The following is a 17,031-nucleotide window of genomic DNA, read 5'->3' on the forward strand; positions in this document are numbered from 1 at the left end:
ATGGCACGATTCAGCAGCACCCTGGAACCCAGGGCCGAGGAGGGGGACACCCCGCCGTCCCGGTTCGACGACCACCTCAACGCCCAACTCCTCAACCAGCGCATCGTGTTCCTCGGCACACAGGTCGACGAGGTCTCCGCCAACCGGGTCTGCGCACAGCTGCTCCTGCTCTCCGCGGAGGACTCGCGCACCGACATCGGCCTCTACATCAACAGCCCGGGCGGATCGGTGCACGCGGGCCTGGCGATCTACGACACGATGCGGCTCATCCCGAACGACGTGTCGACCCTCGCCATGGGCTTCGCCGCGAGCATGGGGCAGTTCCTGCTCACCGTCGGCACCCCGGGCAAGCGCTACTCGCTCCCGAACGCGCGGATCATGATGCACCAGCCCTCGGCCGGCATCGGCGGCACCACCGCCGACATCGCCATCCAGGCCGAGAACCTCCAGTTCACCAAGGAGAGCATCGAGCGGATCACCGCCGAACACACCGGCCAGAGCGTGGAGACGATCGCCCGCGACGGCGACCGCGACCGCTGGTTCACGGCCGAACAGGCGAGGGAGTACGGCATGGTCGACCGGGTCGTCGAGTCCCTCGACGACGTCCGCCCGGCCTCCTCGAAGCGACGGATGGGACTCTGACATGGACCAGGACACGAAGGTCACGGACCCGTACGCGATCACCATGAGCCAGTACACGATCCCGAACGTGGTCGAGCGCACCCCGCAGGGCGAGCGCGCGTACGACATCTACAGCCGGCTGCTGTCCGAGCGGATCATCTTCCTCGGCACCGAGATCGACGACGGCGTCGCCAACGTCGTCATCGCGCAACTGCTCCACCTGGAGTCGTCCGCTCCCGAGCGGGAGATCGCGATCTACCTCAACTCGCCCGGCGGATCGTTCACTTCACTCATGGCGATCTACGACACCATGGGCTACGTCGGCGCGCCCATCTCGACGTTCTGCGTCGGCCAGGCCGCCTCGACCGCCGCGGTGCTCCTGGCCGGGGGAGACCCGGGCCGGCGCTTCATCCTGGAACACGCGCGGGTGCTGCTCGGCCAGCCCGCGAGCGGCGGCGCGCGGGGCACGGTGTCCGACCTGAGCCTCCAGGCCAAGGAGATGATCCGCATCCGCTCCCAGGTCGAGGAGGTCCTGTCCCTTCACACCCACCACTCCGTCGAGACCCTGCGCGCCGACATGGACCGCGACAAGGTCTTCACCGCGCGGGAGGCGGTCGAGTACGGGCTGGCCGACGAGGTGCTCAGCCGACGGCTGGTGCCCGCGGCGGCCTGACCATGTCGCCGCCGCGGAGCCTCAGCGCGCTCAGGGCCTCAGCACCTCAGGCCCTGCGCGACTCAGGCGGCGAGCCGGATGTCGCCCAGCCGGGACCGCGCCTCGGTGCGCCGGGGCGCGGTGCGGGACCCGGACCCGAGGGGCTGGGACGTCAGAGGCCGGGACCTGAGGGGCTGGGCCGGTCGCGCGAGCCTGCCGTGCGCCAGGGCCAGCAGATCGGCGAGGCCGAGCCCGAGCGCGTGCGCGGCGGCCGCGAGGACCTCGGACGAGGCCTCCTTGCGGCCCCGCTCCAGCTCGGAGAGGTACGGCATCGAGATCCGGGCCGCGTCGGCCACGTCCTTGAGCGTCCGCTCCTGGGCGAGCCGCTCACGCCGCAGGACGTCACCCACGACGTCACGCCACAACGGCTCCTTGGGCGCAGGCTCCTCCGGCTTCGCCGGCGCGGCCGGTACGGGTCGCAGGGGAATGACACGGGCTTCGTCGGACGCGTGGCTGCTCACCCCTCCACCCTAGAAAGCGCGGCGCGATTCGGGGAGGTCATCGCGTTCTGCCCTCGGCGAAGCCCGGACTCTCACCGTTCCAGGAGCCGCTGCCGCCACCACGCCCCGGGCGGCTGCCACTGAGGCGTCTCGCGTCCCCACGGTTCGGGAAGGGTCCGCCGCGCCAACTCCTCGTCGGCGCGGGCGAGTCGGCGCCGGAGATCCGCGCGGGCGCCGGCGGGCAGCCGGTACAGGGCGTCCTCCAGCGTGTCCCTGGCTTCGAGCGCACAACAGCAGGGGCAGTTCACATCGATCAGCCAGGCGGCCAGGTCCTGCCTGGGCCGGCGAAGGGCGGACTCGTACGTTTCGAGTGCGTTCGCGACGGCGTTGCGCCACAGATGTTGCGCCTCCACCCGGCGGACGGCCGCGCGGGTGCGCGCGGAGACACCGCCGATCCGGCGGACGGTCACATGTCTGGAGGGCTGCCACCGCTCGGAGCGGAGGGCACCGGGCCGCCTACGCGGCACGGCCCTTTCGGGTCGACGTCATGCGGGCATCGTGCACGATCACGTCGGCCGGGCGCGACTGTGTTTCTCCGGTGCGCGGCCACTGCCTTCGTGAACTCCCGCCCGCGCCCTGGGTGTTCAGTGATGTTCAGTGGGCGTGCGGCTCGTCGCGGTGCACCGGGCCGTGCGGGGCCTCGCAGTGCGAGCCGTCGTCGTAGGCGGCCCCGGTGCGGACCTCCAGGACCTCGGCCGGGGCGTGGTCGACCTGCAGGGTGGTGTGGCTGATCTCGTGGTCGCTCTGCAGGATCTTCTCCAGGTCCCGCCGCACGGTGTGGCAGTCCGCGACAGGCTCGACCAGGATGTGCGCGGACAGCGCGGGCTGCCCCGACGTGATGGTCCACACGTGCAGGTCGTGCACCTCGGAGACCGAGGGGTGCGCGACCAACTGGTCTCCGATGCCGTCCGGATCGAGGTGCGCGGGCGCCGCCTCCAGGAAGATCCGCCCCGACTCCCGTACGAGTCCGTAGCCCGCCTTGAACATGAGGAGCACGACGACCAGCGTGGCGATGGCGTCGGCCCGTGCGAAGCCCGTCAGCAGCACGATGAGACCGGCGATCGCGGTACCGATGAACGCGAACAGGTCGTTGAGTATGTGCTGGTAGGCGCCCTCGACGTTGAGCGAGGAGCGGTTGGCCTTCGAGATGCACCAGGCCGCCGCGATGTTCACCACGATCCCTGCCAGGGCCGTGCCGAAGACCAGCCCGCCCTCCACCTCGGGCGGGTCGATCAGCCGCCGCACCGCCTCGTACGCCAGCCAGGCGCCGAGCAGCAGCAGCGTGAGCCCGTTCGCCTGGGCGGAGAGGATCTCGGCACGCTTGAGGCCGTACGTGAAGCCGCCGCGGGCCGGCCGCGCGGCCAGCCGCATCGCGATGAGCGCCAGCACGATGGACACGGCGTCGGTCAGCATGTGCGCCGCGTCGGAGATCAGGGCGAGCGACTGGGCCAGGATGCCGATGACGACCTCGGCCGCCATGAACGTGGTGATCAGCGTCAGCGCGATCGCGAGCCAGCGGCGGTCCGCGTCCGCCGACACACCGTGCGAGTGCCCCGCGTGCCCGTCCGACCCGTGGTGGTCGTGGTGCGCGCTGGTCATGTGTGTCCCCCTCGATGCGGTGTCCGACCTCCGCAGTGAAGCGCACCTCGCGGAGATCGGCAAAGGCTGCACCGGTGACCGTTGTCATCATCGTTAACAGGCCTCTGACCTGCGGCGGAGATTTCTCGGTGGGGCCTGGTCAGGCGCCGAAGAGCTGTGTCCAGTACGTGCCCGCCGAGCCGCCGCCCTCGAAGCCGACGCCTATGTGGGTGAAGGCCGGCTTGAGGATGTTGGCGCGGTGGCCGGGGCTGTCCATCCAGCCCTGTACGACCTCGGCGGCGGAGCGCTGGCCGCATGCGATGTTCTCGCCGATGGTGCGGCGGGTGCTGCCCGCGGCCGCGGCCCGGTGCCAGGGTTCGCTGCCGTCGGGGGAGGTGTGGGAGTAGAACGCGCGGGCCACCATGTCCGCACTGTGCGCCTGCGCCGCGTTGGTGAGCAGGGCGTCCACGGCCAGCGGTCGCAGACCGGCCTTGGCCCGCTCGGCGTTGGTGAGCGCGACCACCTCGGCGGCCGTCTGCGCCAGCCCGGCGGGGGTGAGGGGCCGGGCCCACAGCGCCGTCCAGTAGAGGAGCCCGGAGCGGCTGTCCGGCACGTACGCCACACCGGCCTCGGTGAACGCCGGGTCGTGGATCGTGCGCCGGGACTGCTCTCCGGACAGGCAGTACTCCACGAACTCCGCGGCGTCGCGCGGGCCCGAGACCAGGTGCTCGCCGACCGTGAGATACGCGTAGCCGCTCGCCGTGAGGCGCTGGTACACCGAGAGCCCGTCCGCGCCCTCGGAGCCCAGGCTGCCCCGCGCGGCCATGCCCGCAGCATGCGTGTGGGCCGCTGCGGTGAGGCGGGCGTCGAGGGACACGGTCGGGGCGCCGACGGAGGCGCGCGCGGAGTTCACGAGACGGAGGAATCCGTCGGAAGCGGGCCCTGCGACGGCGGGAGCGACGGCAGAGGACCCGCCGGCCGAAGCGCTGCCGCTGTTCCAGGCGGTGTTCCCGGCGGGCGTGCGTCCGGTGCTCCCGGCCGGGGGACGACCCGTGGCCCCGGCCGGTGGATGACCAGTGGCCCCGGCCGGGGGACGAGTCGTGCTCCCGGCCGGAGGATGACCAGTGGTTCCGGCCGGAGTGCGACCGGAGTTCCCGGTCGGTGTGCGCCCCGAGCCCCTGAGTCGTCCGAGCCCGGCACGCGCGGCGTTCAGGGCCGTCGCGACACCGGCGCTCCTGGAACCCGGGACGCCGGAGTTTCCGGGAGTGGCACCGCCGCCCGCCCCCGCCTCGGCGTCCTCGCTCACCTCGACCCCGAAGTCCCTTGCTATCCCGGCGAGTCCGTCCGCGTACCCCTGGCCCAGGGCGCGCAGCTTCCACGTGGTTCCGCGGCGGTAGATCTCGGCGAGCAGCAGCACGGTCTCCTGCTGGGGGCGGGGCGAGGTGAAGCGGGCGAGCACACCGCCGCCCCGGCCGGTCACGCGCAGGGTCGGAGCGGGGAGGCGGCCCAGTGCGGTACCGGGCTCGGCGGGGCTGACGACGACGATGACGCGGCTCGCCCCGGACCGCAGCGCGGGCGGGTCCACGGTGAGCGTCCCGCCGTGCAGCCGCGCGCCGGGTGCGGTCGGCTGGTTGTAGAACACGAAGTCGCCGTCGCCGCGCACCTTGCCGCTGTCGTCGGTGATGAGTGCGGACACGTCGAACGGACCGGGCACATGAAGGGTCAGGGTGCCGCCGGGCAGGGGCAGATTGCCGCCGGGAACCAACTCGCTCATCGTGCCGCCTGTCGGGGTGCCGGATCACTGTGCGCGCCCCGTGGGGCGTTGCCCGGACAACGCCCCACGGGTGCGTGAGGGTTCCTGAGCGCCGCCCCGCGGTTGTGTCAGCGCGCCGCCCGTGCCAGCAGGCCGGACAGCAGGACTTCGAGCGACTCGCGCAGGGCGGTGGCGAAGTCGAGGCGCAGGACGGCCAGTTCGGGATCGGACTCGTAGACCGCGAGCACGGCGGGCGACGGGTGCGCGTGCGGCCAGGCGGCCGTGACCACCATGAGCGCACCGGCGACGAACCGTACGGCGTCCTCCTCGTCGAGTTCGGGTACGTGGGTGCGGACCCGCTGTGCCAGGGCGAAAACTGTCCCGATGGAGGAGCGCTTGTACTCGGCGGCGACCTCCGTCGACACGTTCCGTTCCAGGACCGCGGCCTGTGCGCTGATCAGGTCGCACAGCACCGGACGCTCGGCGAGGGCGTCCGTCACGGCAGCGGCGAGCCGGTCGGCCCGATCGGTCACCGGCGCGCCGGCGTCGACCGCCTCGGGCAGCGTGATGTCGAGGTGGTCCAGCAGCTCCTGCGACGCGGTGCCGAGCAGCTCCAGGAGGACGGCCTCGCGGGACTCGAAGTAGCGCAGCACGTTCGACTTCGCGAGCCCCACGCGGCGGCTCAGTTCGTTGAGGCTCACCTGCGCCACGGGCATCTCGCCGAGCATCGCGGCCGTGGTGTCCAGGATCGCCCTGCGGCGCACGGCGCGCTGCTCCTCGCTGCGGGCGCGCTGGAAGGTGTTTGCCATGGCCGCATTCTACAGACCTTCGGTCTGTTGTTATCGGACCGTCGGTCTGCTATCTTGAAATGCAACAGACCGCCGGTCTCCTAATTGCGGGAGTGCCCTGCGAACACCGAAGGAGTCATCGTGACCACCTCATATGTCGTCCCCGACCAGACCGGGAAATTCGCCGTCGTCACCGGTGCCAACAGCGGCACGGGCAAGGAGACCGCACGACGCCTCGCGGAGGCCGGCGCCCGCGTCGTCCTGGCCGTACGGACCGTCGCCAAGGGCGAGCAGGCCCGCGCCGAGATCCTGGCCCGGCACCCGCACGCACAGCTGGAGGTCCGGCGCGTCGACCTGGCGGACCTGGCCTCCGTCCAGGCGTTCGCCGACGGGATCCTGGCCGACGGCACCCCGCTCGACCTGCTCGTGAACAACGCCGGGGTGATGACACCGCCCGCCCGGATGACCACCGCCGACGGTTTCGAACTCCAGATGGGCAGCAACTACCTCGGCCCGTTCGCCCTCACGGTCCGACTGCTGCCCGCCCTGCTCGCCGCACCGGCGCCGCGCGTGGCGACCATGAGCAGCGGCGTCTCGAACTTCGGCCGCATCACCTTCGACGACCTCCAGTGGGAGCGCCGCCGCTACCGCCCCATGCTGTCGTACGCCCAGTCCAAGCTCGCCGACCTGATGATGACCCGGCAGCTGGCGGACATCGCCGCCGAGCGCGGCTGGAACCTGCTGAGCACGGCCGCGCACCCCGGCTACACCGTGACCAACCTCCAGACCGCCGGTGCCAGCCTCGGCAGCGACAAGCCGAAGCGCGCATGGTTCACCTCGGTCGGCATCCTGCCCAAGCAGCAGGTCGAGCAGGGCGCCGAACCGCTGCTGTACGCCGCCACGAGCCCCGAGGCCACGGCGGGTGGCTACTACGGCCCGGGCGGCAGGTTCGGACTGGTCGGTCCGACCGCCACCGCCCGCATCACGCGCCGCGCCCTCGACACCGAGGCGAACCGCCGCCTGTGGACCGAGGCCGAACGCCTCACCGGAGTCGCCCTCACCGCGGCCGTCGCCTGAACGGCCCGACGCACGGGGGCGGCGTCCGAAGAAGCGGCGACCGGGTGCCAGACTGCCCCCATGGATGAGCGCGTATTCGGCAGGTCAGGACAGCACGCATCGGTCGTGGGACTCGGCACATGGCAACTCGGTGCCGACTGGGGCGACGTGGACGACAAGGAAGCCCTCGCGGTCCTGGAGGCCGCCGCCGAGTCGGGGGTGACGTTCTTCGACACGGCCGACGTGTACGGGGACGGGCGCAGCGAGGAGACCATCGCCACCTTCGTGCAGAGCAGGCCCGACCTGCATGTGCTGGTCGCGACCAAGATGGGCCGCCGGGTCGACCAGGTCCCCGAGAACTACGTACTCGACAACTTCCGTGCCTGGAACGACCGTTCGCGCCGCAACCTCGGCGTCGACCGCATCGACCTGGTGCAGCTGCACTGCCCGCCGACCCCCGTCTACTCGTCGGACGAGGTGTTCGACGCCCTCGACACCCTGGTCGAGGAGGAGCGGATCGCCGCGTACGGCGTGAGCGTCGAGACCTGCGACGAGGCACTGACCGCGATCGCCCGCCCCGGTGTGGCCAGCGTCCAGATCATCCTCAACCCGTTCCGTATGAAGCCCCTTCAGCAGGTTCTGCCCGCGGCGCGGGAGGCCGGCGTCGGCGTCATCGCCCGCGTGCCCCTCGCCTCCGGGCTGCTCTCCGGCAAGTACACGAAGGACACGGTCTTCGCGGAGAACGACCACCGTACGTTCAACCGCCACGGTGAGGCCTTCGACCAGGGCGAGACGTTCTCCGGCGTCGACTACGCCACCGGGGTCGAGGCTGCAGCCGAGTTCTCCGGGCTCGCCCCGGAGGGCGTCACCCCGGCCCAGCTGGCGCTCGCCTGGATCGTCCAGCAGCCCGGCGTGACCACGGTCATTCCCGGCGCCCGTTCGCCCGAGCAGGTCCGCGCGAACGCGGCGGCAGGCAAGCTGCCGCCGCTGTCCGCGGAGACGCTGGCCGCGATCTCCGGCCTGTACGACCGGCGCATCAAGGAGCAGGTCGAAGCTCGCTGGTGAGTGTCGGCTGCGGGCCGGTGGGGGGCTTGTCGCGCAGTTCCCCGCGCCCCTAAAAGCCAAAAGCCTGCGGGTCTCCGCGCCCTGACAGGGGCGCGGGGAACTGCGCGCTCGGCCACGGACGGCCCGCAGCCTTAGAACTACCGTTCGCCCCCGGCAGGGAACCCCCGGGTCCGGGCGGCCACCACAACCACCACCGGAACCAGCAGCAAAAGCACGCTCCACGGGAGCGAACCCGTGCCGAGGCGGTCGAGCAGGACGCCTCCGGCCACCCCGCCGCCGGCCATCGCCGCGTTCCACAGCGTGACGAGCGCGGCCTGCGCGGCGTCCGCCGAGTCACCGCCCGCGTCGGTCACGGCCGTCTGCAACAGGGTGGGGGCACCTCCCCAGCCGAGCCCCCACAGCCCCACCGCGGCGTAGACGAGTGCGGGGCTGTCGGCGGGCACGGCCAGCAGGGCGGCCGCCACGGCGACGAGCAGCGCGCTCGCGAGCGTCAGGGCGCGCAGCCGCCGGTCGATGCGCGCACCCACGAACCAGATGCCGGCCAGGGACGCGACACCGAACACCAGCAGTACGAGATCCGTCGACCCGCCCATGCCCAGCCCGTCCAGGAACGTGGCGATGTACGTGTACAGGATGGTGTGGGCCAGTACGAAGACCAGCGTGACGAACAGGACCGGGGTCACCCCCGGAATTGACAGGACCCTCAGCATCGGGACCCGGCCCGCCCCTCGCCGCTGACCCGGCTGATCCGGAACGCCCGCCGCGATCCAGCCGAGCAGGGCGACCGCCAGCACGGTCATCAGCGTGAACGTCACCCGCCAGCCCAGCACTTCGCCGAGGAAGGTCCCCGCGGGCACCCCCAGCGACAGTGCGACCGGTATGCCCGTCATCACGATCGCCATCGCCCTGCCCTGCAGATGGACGGGCGCCAGCCGGCGGGCGTACCCGGCGAGCAGTGCCCAGGCCAGGCCCGCGGCCACACCGGCGACGAACCGGGCCGCCATGGTCAGGGAGTAGTCGGTGGAGACCGCGGTCACCGTGTTGGCGGCGGCGAACCCCGCCATCGCCGTGAGCAGCAGCCGTTTGCGCCGCCATCCCGCGGTGGCCGCGGACAGGGGGATCGCGGTGAGTGCGGTGCCGATCGCGTAGACGGTGACCGACTGCCCCATCGCGGACTCACCGACGCCGAGGTCGGCGCTCATCGCGGGCAGCACGCCCGCGGGCAGCGTCTCGGTGAGGCTCGTGACGAAGACGGCCGTGGCCAGGGCGAGGAGCGCGGCGACTGGGAGCCCGCGGCTCTCGGCTCCCTTCGCCACCTCGGAGGAACCGGTCGGTTCTGTGGTGTGGGTGCTCATGCCGCGTATGCTCGAACCCTCACATTGATGAGAAGGTCAAGCGGCGAAGTGCGAGGTCGGTCGGATGCGGATCGGAGAGCTGTCGGAGCGCACCGGCATCCCGCGGCGGCTGCTGCGCTACTACGAGGAGCAGGGGCTGATCACGCCCGAGCGCTGCGAGAACGGCTACCGCTCCTACGACGAACGCCTCGTGGACCGTGTCCAGCAGATCCGAGGACTGCTGGACGCCGGACTGCCGACCCGGATCATCAAGCAGATCCTGCCCTGCCTCGACGGGCCCGGCACCATCCACTTCCCCGATCCCACCCCGGAGATGCTGGCCACGCTGGAGCTCGAACTCGACCGCATGACCCGGCGCATCGACTGCCTCGCCCGCAACCGGGACGCGATCGCCGCGTACCTCGAAGTGGTACGCGGCGACGGGCGGTCCATGGGTGATGCCCGGTCCGTGGAGGCCTGATCGGGTCAGGCGGCTCGTTCCCTGGCCTGCTGGGCCGCCTCGCGTACGGAACCGCGGTGCACGGGACCGTGACCGGGCAGCAGGACGTCACCCGGGAGCGCCTCGAAGGCGTCCAGCGAGGACAGCGCACCGGGGAGGTCCCGGTGGAACATGGTGGGCAGCAACTGCGGGCCGCTCACGCGTGAGGTGGGGTGTCCGCTGACCAGCCCGTCGCCCGATATGACGATCCCAGCGTCCGGCAGATGGAAGGCGCAGTGGCCCGCCGTGTGGCCGGGGGTGTGCACGGGAACGGGCCGTCCGGGCAGGTCGAGAGCGCCCTCACCGGGGAACGGCCGCGGCTCGGTGACCGGGACGTGCGCGGTGCCGCCGGAGCGCAGCGCGTGCACGGCCCACGGCACCACGCCGGGCCGCCAGGCGTTCTGCAGCACCTTGCCGATGGTCACCTGATGGAGGAAGTCCCGGCGCGCGTGCGGGACTTCGGCCTCATGGGCGTAGACCGGCGTGCCGTACGTACGGCTGAGGTACTCGGCCGAGCCGATGTGGTCGTTGTGGGCGTGCGTGACGAGTACGGCCGCGACCGCTTCGGGTGAACCGCCCACGGCCGACAGGGAGGCGAGGACCGTCTCGCGGTCTCCGGGGTAGCCCGTGTCCACGAGGGTGACGGCGTCCCCCTCCGTGAGAATCACCCAGTTGGTGTTGCTGCCGTGTACCAGATGGATGCCGTCGGCGACTTGATGAATGTCTGCCTGCATGATCGTCCCGACCTGGAGGTCCCTGCCTGACGGAACACAGCCAAGCAGATCCGCGGGCACCTCAGCGCAGGGGATCGGCCGAAGCGCGCATCGACCGCAGCGCCAGGAGCAGTACGCCGATGTCGTCGAAATAGGCGGGGTCGGGCATGAGATCGGTCGGCAGCACGACATAGGCGACCGCTCCCCAGAAGACCCAGCGGGGACCGGTCGGAAGACCGGCCCGACGGAGGTCCCGCCGAGTGCGGACCAGCCGGACCAGCAGTACGACCGCCGTCCCGAGGGCCACCGCCAGCACGGCCGCGACGACGAGAACCAGAATCCACTTGTTGGTGTCCATCAGCCCTTCCCCGACTCGTCCGCTGCTCCTCTTCGGATGCCCAGGTTCGCCCGCTTCACCACCGGATAGCCGGTCCGACACGCGGCGCGGTACGTCGGCATGCCCCCGACCCGCCCCCTACTCTGTGCTGTCGATTGATCACCTTGAGCGAACAGTGGGGTGCGCGTGTGAAGATCGCCTGCGTCGGCGGTGGACCCGCCGGTCTGTACTTCTCGATCCTGATGAAGCTTCAGGACCCGGACCACGACATCACGGTCCATGAACGGAACCCGGCCGGTTCGACCTACGGATGGGGGGTGACGTACTGGGGGAGCCTGCTCGACAAACTGCACGAGGGCGACCCCGAGTCGGCTCGCGCCGTCAAGGAGAACTCGGTCCGCTGGAGCGACGGGGTCGCGCACGTCGGCGACCGCACGACCACTCACCACGGCGACGAGGGCTTCGGCATCGGCCGCCGGCAGCTGCTGGACCTCCTCGCCGAGCGCGCCCGCTCCCTGGGCGTACGCGTCGAGTACGAGGACGAGATCGCCGACGGGGACCGACTGCCCGACGCCGATCTGGTCGTCGCCTGCGACGGTGTCCACAGCGGGGTGCGCGAGCGGCACTCGGGCCACTTCGGCACGGAGGTCGGGCTCGGCCGGAACAAGTACATCTGGCTGGGCACCACGAAGGTCTTCGACGCGTTCACCTTCGCCTTCGTGGAGACCCCGCACGGCTGGATCTGGTGCTACGCCTACGGCTTCAGCGCGGACCACAGCACCTGTGTCGTCGAATGCTCCCCGGAGACCTGGACGGGCCTCGGCCTCGACCGGGCGGACGAGACGGAGGGCCTCGTCCGCCTCGAAGAGCTCTTCGTCAAGCTGCTGGACGGCCACCGGCTGATCGGCCGGGCGAACACCGGTGGCAGCGCGCAGTGGCTCAACTTCCGCACCCTCACCAACCGCGCCTGGTCCCACGGCAACGTCGTCCTGCTGGGCGACGCCGCCCACACCACGCACTACTCCATCGGCGCGGGCACCACCCTCGCCCTGGAGGACGCCATCGCACTCGCCCACTCCCTGCGCGCGGAGCCCGAACTCGCCCCCGCCCTCGTGGCGTACGAGAAGAAGCGCAAAGCGGAGCTGCTGTCCGTGCAGAGCGCGGCCCGGCACAGCGCCCAGTGGTACGAGAGCCTGCCCCGCTACATCGGCCTGCCTCCGGCGCAGATGTTCGCGCTCCTGGGCCAGCGGCACTCCCCGCTGCTCCCATACATCCCTCCGCAGCTCTACTACCGGATCGACCGGGCGGCGGAACAGCTCGAAGCGCTGCGCAGACTCAAGCGGTGGCTGGGCCCGAAGGTCGCGCGGACACTGCATGCGAAGAGAGGCTGACGCCTCGTCAACCTCCCACCCTTTTGGCGAGAATGGCGGTGTTGCTCACGCGCCGGGAGATGCGCGAGCGTTCTGAGTCATGGACCGTGACCGGAGCAACGCCGCCTTCACTCCTGCCTCCTCCCTCCCCCTCCCCCTTTCCCGTCGTCAACTCCTCGCCGTCGCGGGCGCTGCCGGTGCCGTCACCGCCATAGGTGTCGCGCCGGCCGCCGCGCAACCGTCCGGCGAGCTCTCGCTGTCCTTCACGGCGGCCACCAACGGCTCGGCGACCCTCGCGCCCGGCGGGGACCGGCTGATCGCCGAGGTCCAGAACGTGCTGTGGTCCCTCCCGCGCACCGGTGGCAAGGCCGTACCGCTCACCCCGGCGGACCTCGAACCGAACCGTCCCGTGCACGCCCCCGACGGCAAGCTCATCGCCTTCTGCGCCTACCGGGGCGGCGGCTTCCACATCTGGACGATGCGGCCCGACGGCTCGGACGTACAGCAGCGCACCGACGGGCCCTGGGACGACCGGGGCCCCGCCTGGTCGCCCGACGGCACCCGGATCGCCTTCGCCTCCGAGCGCGGCGGCGACCAGGTGACCGGCAGCCCGTACCGCATCCATGTGCTGGACCTGCGCACCGGTGACATCGCCCGTGTGACCGGTCTGCCGGGCCAGGAGGGTCCTTCGCAGGACGGGGTGTGGGAGGACTTCGACCCCACCTGGTCGCCGGACGGGAAGCGGATCCTCTTCGTCCGGGCCAAGGGCGTCACCACCGCCAACGGCCTCGGCCTCGACGCCCGGACCGTCGCCGCCGTCCCCGCCTCGGGCGCGGGTCCGGTCGTCGTGGAGCACACCGAGACCGCGGCCGCCCAGATCCTGGCCCCCGCTCTCGCGGCGGACGGACGCCGCCTCGCGTACTTGCGGACCACCGCGTCACCCAACGGCTCCTGCACCCTCGTCGTCGACGGCGAACCCGTCCCGGTCGCCGGGGACATCGCGCCGGTGCCGCCCCGCTGGACGCCGGAGGGTGAACTGCTGCTCACTGTGGACGGCCGCTTCACCGTCGTGCGACCGGAGAAGCCGGCCGAGGCGGACGCGATCCCCTTCGAGGGCGTACTGCCCGTGGACCGGCCGCACTACCAGGTCAAGGAGTACGACCTCGGGGAGGCGGGACGGGCGCGACCGGTGCGGGGCATTCACCTGCCCGCGCTCTCGCCCGACGGGCGGCAGATCGCCTTCGCCGCGCTCAACTCGCTCTGGCTGGCGGACAGTTCGGGCGGCCGGCCGCCACAGCGGCTGCGGCGCGCGGAGCCCACCACCTACCTGCTCGGCCCCTCGTGGGCGCGCGACGGGCGTTCACTGCTGTACGCGGACGACCGCGACGGGCTGCTCGGCGTGTACCGGCGAGATCCGGCCACCGGCGAGGAGACCGCGCTCGCCACCGGCGGCCGGGTGCATCCGGCGCTCTCGCCCGACGGGAAACGGCTCGCCTGCCTCGACATGAGCGGGCGGCTCGTCGTCCGGGACCTCGCGGCCGGTACGGAACGGGTGCTGGTGACGCCGCTCGGCGCGGGCGGTCTGCCCGGCCGGCCCAGTTGGTCGCCCGACGGCCGCCACCTCGCTCTCTGCGACCGCAACCGCCTCAACCTCCGCTTCCGGGAGGGCTACAACCTCGTCCGTGTCGTCGACACCACGACGGGCACGGACCGTCTGCACACGGTCGCGTCGCATGTCTCGCTCTCCGACCGGTACGACTCGGGGCCCGTCTGGTCGCCCGACGGGCGCTGGATGGCGGTGATCGTCGAGTCCGCGTTGTGCCTGCTGCCCGTCGGACCCGACGGCACCCCGCGCGGCGCCCTGCGCACCCTCACGACCGAACCGGCCGACCATCCGTCCTGGTCCGGAGACTCGAAGACCCTGCTGTACCTTTCCGGCACCCGGCTGCGGCTCATCGGCGTCGACGGCGGCCCGGCCCGTACCGTCCGCGTGCCGCTCGACCAGCGCAGACCCGCACCGGCCGACACAGTGGTGCACGCCGGGCAACTGTGGGACGGCACCGGCGAGTCCGTACGGGACGACGTCGACATCGTCGTACGCGGCGGACGCGTCACCGCCGTCGAACCGCACCGCCGACGTACGGCACTCCGGCTGGTCGACGCCTCCGAGCGGACCGTCGTGCCCGGGCTGTGGGACACGCACACCCACCCCTGGCAGGTCACCTACGGCGGCCGGCAGACCGTCGGGCAGCTCACCTACGGCATCACGACCGCCGTGTCCCTCGGCGGATTCGCCTACGAACAGGCCCGTATCCGCGAGGCAGTGACGACGGGTCAGCTTGCCGGGCCCCGGCTCCTGACCACCGGCGAGCTCCTCGACGGCTCCCGGGTCGCGTACAGCATGGGGCGCGCCCACCGGACCAGGGACGGGCTGCGGCGCTCACTGGAACGGGGCGCCGCACTTGACTGGGACTTCGTCAAAACCTATGTACGGGCGCCGAGTTGGGTGATGGAGGAGGCGGGCCGGTTCGGACACGAACGGCTCGGTGTGCGCTCGGGCAGCCATCTGCTCTCGCCCGGCGTGCAACTGGGCCAGGATCTGACGACCCATCTGCAGGCAACCCAGCGCTACGAGTCAGGCCACGCCATCACCGCGTCCGGACGCGCCTACCAGGACCTGCTGGAGATCTACACGGCACGCGGCGTCAACTTCGGCCTGATCGCCACACCGTTCACCTCCGCGCCGCTCCTCGGTGCGGACCCCGGGCTCGCCGACGACCCCCGGGTCACCGCCGTGATGCCGCCCTGGGACGCCGCCCTGGTCCGGCAGGGGGCGGGCGTGCCGCCGACCCCGGCCCAACTCGCCACGCTGCGCACGGAGACCGACATCTACCGGCGGATCCTGGCCGCCGGAGGAACCGTCGCCCTCGGCACCGACCAGCCGCTCGTCGCCGTCGGCCTCTCCCTCCACATCGGTCTGCGCGCGCTGCACCGGGGCGGCCTGTCCCCGGCGGCGGCCCTGCGTACCGTGACCGTGCTGCCCGCCCGCCTATTCGGCGTCGACGACCACCTCGGCACGGTCGAGCCCGGCAAACTCGCCGACCTGACCATCGTGGACGGCGACCCGTTCGAGGACTTCGACACGCTCGTACGAACCGTCTCCGTGCTCCGGGGCGGGGTGCCGTACACGACCGACGAACTCGTCGCCGCGTACGAGCCGGTCCCCGAACGCGCGGCACGCCACGCGGCGGGCGAGGACGACTGGCTGGACGTGGGACGCCTGATGCGCCGGGACGGGTGCTGCGACCCGGGCCTCTGAGCGACGTGGCGGGCCCGCCCGTGCCGTGAAGCCTGGGGCGGGCCCGCGCTGTCGTCACACTGCGGCGGTCAGGCCGTGTCGAAGGTGTAGTGCCTCGTGTGGTCCAGCAGATCGGCGGGCGTGGAGTCGTTCCACGGCTTCATGGTCTCGCCGCGGTCGACGACGTCCGGTGTGCCCGCGAGGGGCAGATAGCCGGAGTCCGGGTGTCTGCGCTGCCACTCGGCCCACAGCTTGTCCACGTACGCGTGGTGCAGCCAGAAGACCGGGTCGTTGGGGGAGACGCCGGTGGCCATCTGCCCGCCAACCCACACATGGACGCGGTTGTGGAGGTTGACGCCCCGCCACCCCTCCAGGTGGTTGCGGAAGCCGTCGGACGCGCTGTTCCACGGCGCCATGTCGTAGGTGGACATGGCGAGTACGGACTCGACCTCGGCGGGAGTGGGCAGTTGCCGGCCGCTGCCGCCGAGCGAGCGGCGCAGATACGTGCGCGTGTCGACGCGTACGGATATGGGCCAGTTGCCGCTGGACGCGGCGAACGGACCGTCCGTCACCCGTCCGTCGACCGAGCGGCCCGTACCGCCGAGGAAGTCAGGCCCCCACAGGGCTGCCCGGGTCGTGCGGTCGGCGCTCCAGTCCCAGTACGGCAGCGCCACCGAGGCGTCCACCGACTGCAGCGCCCGCTCGAACTCCAGGAGGAATCTGCGGTGCCAGGGCAGGAAGGAGGGCGAACGGTGGCCGACCCGTTCTCCGTTGTCCGTGTCGCCGAGGATGAACGCGTTGTGGGTCGTGACGAAGCCGTCGTACCGGCCGGTGCGCTTCAGCTCGATCAGCGCGGCGACCAGCCTGCGCTTCTCGTCGGCGGTCAGGTTCGCCTGGTTCTTGCGTACGGTCATTGCGGGTGAACTCCGTGGCTGTGTAGGTCAGTTGAATGGAACGAGGGGAGCGCCCCGGAGCTCCTCCACGGCGGCACGGGCCGCCGCGCGCGGGTTCGGCACCGGGTCGTAGTGGCTCACGACGCTGATCCAGGTGCCGTCGGCGTTGCGCATCACGTGCAGCTCGACGCCGTCCACGAACACCGCGTAACCGGCGCCGTGATGATGGCCTCCGCCGGACGGCCGGCCCTGTATTCGACGACCCCGGTAGACCTCGTCGAAGTCGAAGGGCGCGGGGGCGGGCCTGCCGTGGTGGTCCGCGGCGGAGGCCGGCGAAGGAGAGACCGCGGTGAACGTGCCGGCGGCGACGGCCAGTCCGGCCGCGCCCCGCAGAGCGTGGCGGCGAGTGGGATCGGGCATGCGGAGACGTCCTTGTACTCGGTCCGGTGGCACGCGCTGTCGCCTATGCCGCCGGAATTGGGTCAATTGGTGATTCGTATGCCTATCGGGCCCT

Annotated in this window: 17 protein-coding genes; 7 read left to right on the forward strand and 10 right to left on the reverse strand. The window is 71.6% G+C overall.

Annotation, left to right across the window (positions count from 1 at the left end; translation table 11 throughout):
* Together ACZ5VQ_RS32025 and ACZ5VQ_RS32030 are read left to right on the forward strand one after the other, a co-directional pair.
* Window positions 1–642 carry an ATP-dependent Clp protease proteolytic subunit gene (locus ACZ5VQ_RS32025; RefSeq protein WP_469107953.1) on the forward strand — a complete coding sequence of 214 codons (642 nt, stop codon included), beginning with the start codon at window positions 1–3 and terminating at the stop codon, window positions 640–642.
* A gap of 43 nt (window positions 643–685) precedes the next feature.
* Window positions 686–1,294 carry a ClpP family protease gene (locus ACZ5VQ_RS32030; protein ID WP_469108023.1) on the forward strand — a complete coding sequence of 203 codons (609 nt, stop codon included), beginning with the start codon at window positions 686–688 and terminating at the stop codon, window positions 1,292–1,294.
* A 62-nt stretch (window positions 1,295–1,356) separates the two neighbouring features.
* Here the strand turns inward: ACZ5VQ_RS32030 and ACZ5VQ_RS32035 are convergent, their stop codons facing one another.
* From ACZ5VQ_RS32035 to ACZ5VQ_RS32055, 5 genes are all read right to left on the reverse strand, one after another.
* Window positions 1,357–1,794: a helix-turn-helix domain-containing protein gene (locus ACZ5VQ_RS32035; protein WP_469107954.1), complete on the reverse strand. Its 438-nt coding sequence runs from the start codon at window positions 1,792–1,794 to the stop codon at window positions 1,357–1,359.
* 71 nt (window positions 1,795–1,865) lie between these two features.
* A complete protein-coding gene (locus ACZ5VQ_RS32040; RefSeq protein WP_469107955.1) occupies window positions 1,866–2,300 on the reverse strand; it encodes a hypothetical protein in 435 nt (144 codons plus the stop codon).
* A gap of 127 nt (window positions 2,301–2,427) precedes the next feature.
* A complete protein-coding gene (locus ACZ5VQ_RS32045) occupies window positions 2,428–3,432 on the reverse strand; it encodes a cation diffusion facilitator family transporter (protein WP_469107956.1) in 1,005 nt (334 codons plus the stop codon).
* A gap of 139 nt (window positions 3,433–3,571) precedes the next feature.
* Complete coding sequence (locus ACZ5VQ_RS32050; protein ID WP_469107957.1) at window positions 3,572–5,185, reverse strand: CAP domain-containing protein; 1,614 nt, start codon at window positions 5,183–5,185, stop codon at window positions 3,572–3,574.
* Window positions 5,186–5,292: 107 nt separating this feature from the next.
* On the reverse strand, window positions 5,293–5,973 hold the full coding sequence (locus tag ACZ5VQ_RS32055; protein ID WP_469107958.1) for a TetR/AcrR family transcriptional regulator: 681 nt from the start codon (window positions 5,971–5,973) through the stop codon (window positions 5,293–5,295).
* A gap of 120 nt (window positions 5,974–6,093) precedes the next feature.
* On the opposite strand from ACZ5VQ_RS32055, the gene ACZ5VQ_RS32060 reads away from it, so the two are divergent.
* Window positions 6,094–7,029, forward strand: a complete 936-nt coding sequence (locus ACZ5VQ_RS32060; protein WP_469107959.1) for an SDR family oxidoreductase — start codon at window positions 6,094–6,096, stop codon at window positions 7,027–7,029.
* A 60-nt stretch (window positions 7,030–7,089) separates the two neighbouring features.
* Window positions 7,090–8,073 carry an aldo/keto reductase gene (locus ACZ5VQ_RS32065; protein WP_469107960.1) on the forward strand — a complete coding sequence of 328 codons (984 nt, stop codon included), beginning with the start codon at window positions 7,090–7,092 and terminating at the stop codon, window positions 8,071–8,073.
* Between the two features lie 137 nt (window positions 8,074–8,210).
* Here the strand turns inward: ACZ5VQ_RS32065 and ACZ5VQ_RS32070 are convergent, their stop codons facing one another.
* A complete protein-coding gene (locus tag ACZ5VQ_RS32070; RefSeq protein ID WP_469107961.1) occupies window positions 8,211–9,428 on the reverse strand; it encodes an MFS transporter in 1,218 nt (405 codons plus the stop codon).
* A gap of 64 nt (window positions 9,429–9,492) precedes the next feature.
* Between ACZ5VQ_RS32070 and ACZ5VQ_RS32075 the strand changes: the two genes are divergently transcribed.
* Window positions 9,493–9,888: a MerR family transcriptional regulator gene (locus tag ACZ5VQ_RS32075; protein ID WP_469107962.1), complete on the forward strand. Its 396-nt coding sequence runs from the start codon at window positions 9,493–9,495 to the stop codon at window positions 9,886–9,888.
* Between the two features lie 5 nt (window positions 9,889–9,893).
* Here ACZ5VQ_RS32075 and ACZ5VQ_RS32080 read toward each other — a convergent pair whose 3' ends face one another.
* Both ACZ5VQ_RS32080 and ACZ5VQ_RS32085 read right to left on the reverse strand, forming a co-directional pair.
* The gene (locus ACZ5VQ_RS32080; RefSeq protein WP_469107963.1) at window positions 9,894–10,640 is read right to left on the reverse strand and encodes an MBL fold metallo-hydrolase; all 747 of its coding nucleotides are present in this window, start codon (window positions 10,638–10,640) and stop codon (window positions 9,894–9,896) included.
* 61 nt (window positions 10,641–10,701) lie between these two features.
* A complete protein-coding gene (locus ACZ5VQ_RS32085; protein WP_469107964.1) occupies window positions 10,702–10,977 on the reverse strand; it encodes a YkvA family protein in 276 nt (91 codons plus the stop codon).
* 167 nt (window positions 10,978–11,144) lie between these two features.
* Between ACZ5VQ_RS32085 and ACZ5VQ_RS32090 the strand changes: the two genes are divergently transcribed.
* Window positions 11,145–12,347, forward strand: a complete 1,203-nt coding sequence (locus ACZ5VQ_RS32090) for an FAD-dependent monooxygenase (protein ID WP_469108024.1) — start codon at window positions 11,145–11,147, stop codon at window positions 12,345–12,347.
* Window positions 12,348–12,426: 79 nt separating this feature from the next.
* On the forward strand, window positions 12,427–15,645 hold the full coding sequence (locus ACZ5VQ_RS32095; protein ID WP_469107965.1) for an amidohydrolase family protein: 3,219 nt from the start codon (window positions 12,427–12,429) through the stop codon (window positions 15,643–15,645).
* A 68-nt stretch (window positions 15,646–15,713) separates the two neighbouring features.
* Here the strand turns inward: ACZ5VQ_RS32095 and melC2 are convergent, their stop codons facing one another.
* Together melC2 and melC1 are read right to left on the reverse strand one after the other, a co-directional pair.
* Window positions 15,714–16,538, reverse strand: a complete 825-nt coding sequence (gene melC2, locus ACZ5VQ_RS32100; RefSeq protein WP_469107966.1) for a tyrosinase MelC2 — start codon at window positions 16,536–16,538, stop codon at window positions 15,714–15,716.
* Between the two features lie 27 nt (window positions 16,539–16,565).
* The gene (gene melC1, locus ACZ5VQ_RS32105) at window positions 16,566–16,937 is read right to left on the reverse strand and encodes an apotyrosinase chaperone MelC1 (protein ID WP_469107967.1); all 372 of its coding nucleotides are present in this window, start codon (window positions 16,935–16,937) and stop codon (window positions 16,566–16,568) included.
* Window positions 16,938–17,031: the final 94 nt, after the last annotated feature.

Source organism: Streptomyces sp. NPDC033178 (assembly GCF_055577685.1).

Excerpts from the sequence above, each read along its gene's own strand:
- melC1 (WP_469107967.1), bottom strand. The coding sequence starts at position 16,937 with ATGCCCGATCCCACTCGCCGCCACGCTCTGCGGGGCGCGGCCGGACTG.
- ACZ5VQ_RS32030 (WP_469108023.1), top strand. The coding sequence starts at position 686 with ATGAGCCAGTACACGATCCCGAACGTGGTCGAGCGCACCCCGCAGGGC.
- ACZ5VQ_RS32025 (WP_469107953.1), top strand. The coding sequence starts at position 1 with ATGGCACGATTCAGCAGCACCCTGGAACCCAGGGCCGAGGAGGGGGAC.
- ACZ5VQ_RS32070 (WP_469107961.1), bottom strand. The coding sequence starts at position 9,428 with ATGAGCACCCACACCACAGAACCGACCGGTTCCTCCGAGGTGGCGAAG.
- ACZ5VQ_RS32045 (WP_469107956.1), bottom strand. The coding sequence starts at position 3,432 with ATGACCAGCGCGCACCACGACCACCACGGGTCGGACGGGCACGCGGGG.
- ACZ5VQ_RS32065 (WP_469107960.1), top strand. The coding sequence starts at position 7,090 with ATGGATGAGCGCGTATTCGGCAGGTCAGGACAGCACGCATCGGTCGTG.
- melC2 (WP_469107966.1), bottom strand. The coding sequence starts at position 16,538 with ATGACCGTACGCAAGAACCAGGCGAACCTGACCGCCGACGAGAAGCGC.
- ACZ5VQ_RS32080 (WP_469107963.1), bottom strand. The coding sequence starts at position 10,640 with ATGCAGGCAGACATTCATCAAGTCGCCGACGGCATCCATCTGGTACAC.
- ACZ5VQ_RS32050 (WP_469107957.1), bottom strand. The coding sequence starts at position 5,185 with ATGAGCGAGTTGGTTCCCGGCGGCAATCTGCCCCTGCCCGGCGGCACC.
- ACZ5VQ_RS32085 (WP_469107964.1), bottom strand. The coding sequence starts at position 10,977 with ATGGACACCAACAAGTGGATTCTGGTTCTCGTCGTCGCGGCCGTGCTG.
- ACZ5VQ_RS32075 (WP_469107962.1), top strand. The coding sequence starts at position 9,493 with ATGCGGATCGGAGAGCTGTCGGAGCGCACCGGCATCCCGCGGCGGCTG.
- ACZ5VQ_RS32095 (WP_469107965.1), top strand. The coding sequence starts at position 12,427 with ATGGACCGTGACCGGAGCAACGCCGCCTTCACTCCTGCCTCCTCCCTC.
- ACZ5VQ_RS32055 (WP_469107958.1), bottom strand. The coding sequence starts at position 5,973 with ATGGCAAACACCTTCCAGCGCGCCCGCAGCGAGGAGCAGCGCGCCGTG.